Genomic DNA, 3,179 nt, shown 5'->3' on the forward strand with positions numbered 1-3,179 from the left:
CCCGCAGCGCCCGCGAGGCCGGACGCGGCGCGTTCCTCAGCGACGCCGTCACCGGCGGCTTCACCCCCACCGTCCAGACCGAAGTCCGCGTCGAAGCCGCCGACGAACGCACTGCCGCCGCCCTCGACCTCCAGCCCGGCGACGAAGTCCTCGTGCGCGACCGCGTGATGAGCGCCGACGGAACCCCAGTCCAGCTCGCCACCAGCTGGCTGCCACGCAGCATCACCGCAGGCACCCAACTGGAAGAGGTCGACACCGGCACCAGCGGCTCCTACGGGCTACTCGATGCCCTCGGGCACCCCCTGGCGCACGGCGTCGAGTACGTGCGGGCCCGCCCAGCAGACACCACCGAGGCCGAGCGGCTCGCGATCCAGCCCGGCGCGCCCGTGATCGACGTGACCCGGATCGTTCATGACGAGGCGGGCACCCCGGTGGAGACCACCCGCATGATCATGAACGCGGAGCGGTACGAACTCGCCTACGACGTCCAGGTCAACTAGCCCCGGAACACCAAGGGCCGGGCCAGCAGTGCGCTCACCGCATCACCAGCCCGGCCCGAACACCAGCACCACGAACGCCGCGACCCACTACCGCCCGAGCCGCCGCATCGCCGCAGCCACCTGCCGCTGCGCCGCAGCCAACTCCGCACCCAGCTCACCCGGCAGCGAGTAGAGCCCCGACCGCGAACCGCGCCGACGACCACGCCGCGGCGCACCCACCAAGTTCAGCAGCTCGACGTCGAGCACCACCGGGTGCACCCCAGCAGGGGTGAACGCCCGCGCCAGCCACGCCACCTGCTGACGCGACGGCCGATGCTCCCCACGCTCCAGCCTGCCGACCGTCTTCGCCGCGCAGCCCAACACCTCCGCCAACTGCACCTGCGACCACCCACGGGCCTTCCGCAGCCCCCGCACGCGGGCGCCGAAGCCCTTCGCCAAGCGCTCCCGCACCTCGACCGGGAGCGGCCCCTCGCGCTCCCACCGACCCCGTACGCGCGCGACGTCACGCGCGCGACGTGCGGACGTCCGTGCGCCCGCTGTGGGGCTGTTGTCGGTGTTCATCCGTTGGTGGGTGGGTTGAGGAGGTCGGTGGTGGCGCGGTGCATTCGTTCGTGGACGTAGAAGGGGCTGACGTGGTGGAGGGCGGCGATGGTCTGGACGATGATCGGGCCGGGGTCTTGGCCAGCGCGGCGGGTCTGGTTGGCGAGGGTGAGGATCTCGGTTTCGGCTTTGGTGAGGATGAGGCCGATGGCCACGTCGAGGTGGGACATAGCGTGGAGGGCTTCGGTGCTGACGCCGAGGGTTTCGGAGATGCTGGTGATGGCCTGTTCGGGCAGGGCGGGGGGCTTGCTGCCGGGCCGGTTGTTCGGGTTCATGTGGGTTTCCCAGGGGGTAGGGCCCGCCGCTGGTGGGCGCCGGGCGGGGTGGGGTTAGGCGACGGCGCGGATGTTCGGGTTGGCCCCGGCGCGGGCGTAGTGCGGGCTCCAGGGGATGTGGATGGTGCCGGTGCGGCCGTGCCGGTTCTTGGGGATGCCGACCTCGATCTCGCCGACGTGTTCGGGGTCGTGGTGGAGCAGGAGGACGGCGTCGGCGTCGGCTTCGATCGAGCCAGACTCGCGGAGGTCGGCCAGGGCTGGGCGGCGGTCGGAGCGCTGTTCGGAGCCGCGGTTGACCTGGGCGAGGGCGACGACGGGGACGTCAAGTTCCTTGGCGAGGAGCTTGAGGCCGCGCGAGTTGCCTGCGACCTGCTGCTCGCGGGGCGCGCGGGGGTCTGCGGGCTTCATCAGTTGGAGGTAGTCGACGACGAGCAGCGATAGCCCGCGAGGGCTGCGTGCTTGGTCGCGGCCGATGGTGCGTGCGGTGGTGAGGCTGACGTGGCCGTAGTCGACGACCTTGAGGGGCCAGCCCTTGAGCTTGGCGTGGGCGGCGCGGACGTGCTCCCAGTCGTGCGGGGACAGGCGGTGCTTGGTGAGGTGGTCGAGTTCGACGCTGGCGAGGTTGGCGATCACCCGGTCGATCACCTCGGTCTTCGGCATCTCCAGGGAGAGGAACAGGGCGCCGTGGCCGCGTGCGGCGGCGTGCGTGACGAGGTTGATCCCGAGGACGGACTTGCCGACGCCGGGGCGCGCGCCGATGACGGTCAGCGTGCCGGGGCGCAGGCCGCCGATGATCGCGTTGAGGTCGGGCCAGCCGGTGGGGAGGGATGGGGGCTCGGGGGAGGCGTACCGGTCGAGGGCGGCGTCAGCGAGGTCTTCGAGGTCGTAGACGGCGATCTCGGCGCGGGCGCGGCTGGTGACGGCGTCGAGGGTCTGCCGGGCGTTCTCGACGACGCTGGCGACTTCGGCCCCGTTCGCCCCGGTGAGGGCCTGCTGGGTGATGCGGTGGCCCGCTTCCATCAGGCGCCGCAGGGTGGCCTTCTCGGCGACGATCTCGGCGTAGTAGCTCGCGTTCGCTGCGGTGGGCACGGCGGCGAACAGGGTGTGCAGGTACGGCGCGCCGCCGACGCGCGCGAGGTCGCCGATGCGGTTGAGCCGGTCGGCGACCGTGACGGGGTCGACCGGTTCTCCGGCGTGGTCCAGGTGCAGGGCGGCGAGGTAGACGGCCTGGTGTGCCGGGCGGTAGAAGTCGCCCGGCTCCAAGACCTCGGAGACCTCGGCGAGGGCGCGCGAGCTGGCCAGGATCGCGCCGAGCGTGGCCTGCTCGGCCTGTGCGTCGTGCGGGGGGAGGAGTTCGTCGAGGTCGGTCACGCGGTGTCTCTGTTCTGCTGGCGGCTGATGACGGCGCGGGCTTCGCGGAGGCGGTCTTGGCGGTGGTCCTCGGCGGCGCGCCGGTACCACTCCCGGCGGGCTGCTGTGGGGCCCTCGTCGATCTCGCGGGGTGGCGCTGGGCAGGACCAGGTGTCGGGGCCGAGGACGTCGTCGGGGTCGATCTCGTCGTCCGGGATGGACTCGACGGAGCGGAGGTGGCGCCAGCGCGGGTCCTGGTCTTCTTCTGCCTTGAGGCGCAGGGTGTCGTAGTGCTTCCGCAGCTTGGTGATCGAGGTGACGTTCGCCTTCCAGAAGCTGTCCTGCGTGGCCCAGTCGATCACGCGTAGCGCCTCGTGGAGGTCGTGGCCGTCCTTGTCGAGCAGGAGGCGCGCGTCCGTGAGCGACTGCTCGCTGATCTCGTCGGGCGACGGGA

The 3,179-nt window shown here is 71.8% G+C and carries 5 protein-coding genes; 1 reads left to right on the forward strand and 4 read right to left on the reverse strand.

Features of this window, described 5'->3' with window-relative positions; all coding sequences use genetic code 11:
- The coding region (locus ACTUAL_RS03010; RefSeq protein ID WP_440899186.1) for a GntR family transcriptional regulator at positions 1-500 on the forward strand (500 nt) is incomplete at its 5' end.
- A gap of 87 nt (positions 501-587) precedes the next feature.
- Here the strand turns inward: ACTUAL_RS03010 and ACTUAL_RS03015 are convergent.
- The 4 genes from ACTUAL_RS03015 to ACTUAL_RS03030 form a co-directional block, all read right to left on the reverse strand.
- Positions 588-1,061, reverse strand: a complete 474-nt coding sequence (locus ACTUAL_RS03015; protein WP_440899187.1) for a helix-turn-helix domain-containing protein — start codon at positions 1,059-1,061, stop codon at positions 588-590.
- The gene (locus ACTUAL_RS03020) at positions 1,058-1,375 is read right to left on the reverse strand and encodes a hypothetical protein (RefSeq protein ID WP_440899188.1); all 318 of its coding nucleotides are present in this window, start codon (positions 1,373-1,375) and stop codon (positions 1,058-1,060) included. Before ACTUAL_RS03020 ends, ACTUAL_RS03015 begins: the two co-directional genes overlap by 4 nt.
- Before the next feature lie 54 nt (positions 1,376-1,429).
- Positions 1,430-2,746, reverse strand: coding sequence for a replicative DNA helicase (locus ACTUAL_RS03025; protein WP_440899189.1), 1,317 nt, complete (start codon positions 2,744-2,746; stop codon positions 1,430-1,432).
- Positions 2,743-3,179 (reverse strand): hypothetical protein (locus tag ACTUAL_RS03030; protein ID WP_440899190.1); only part of this gene is annotated, 437 nt, incomplete at its 5' end. The genes ACTUAL_RS03030 and ACTUAL_RS03025, both read right to left, overlap by 4 nt.

The sequence above is a fragment of the Actinosynnema sp. genome (assembly GCF_052038725.1).

Bases quoted from the DNA above. Each gene is read 5' to 3' on its own strand.
- ACTUAL_RS03020 (WP_440899188.1), bottom strand. From the start codon at position 1,375: ATGAACCCGAACAACCGGCCCGGCAGCAAGCCCCCCGCCCTGCCCGAA.
- ACTUAL_RS03015 (WP_440899187.1), bottom strand. From the start codon at position 1,061: ATGAACACCGACAACAGCCCCACAGCGGGCGCACGGACGTCCGCACGT.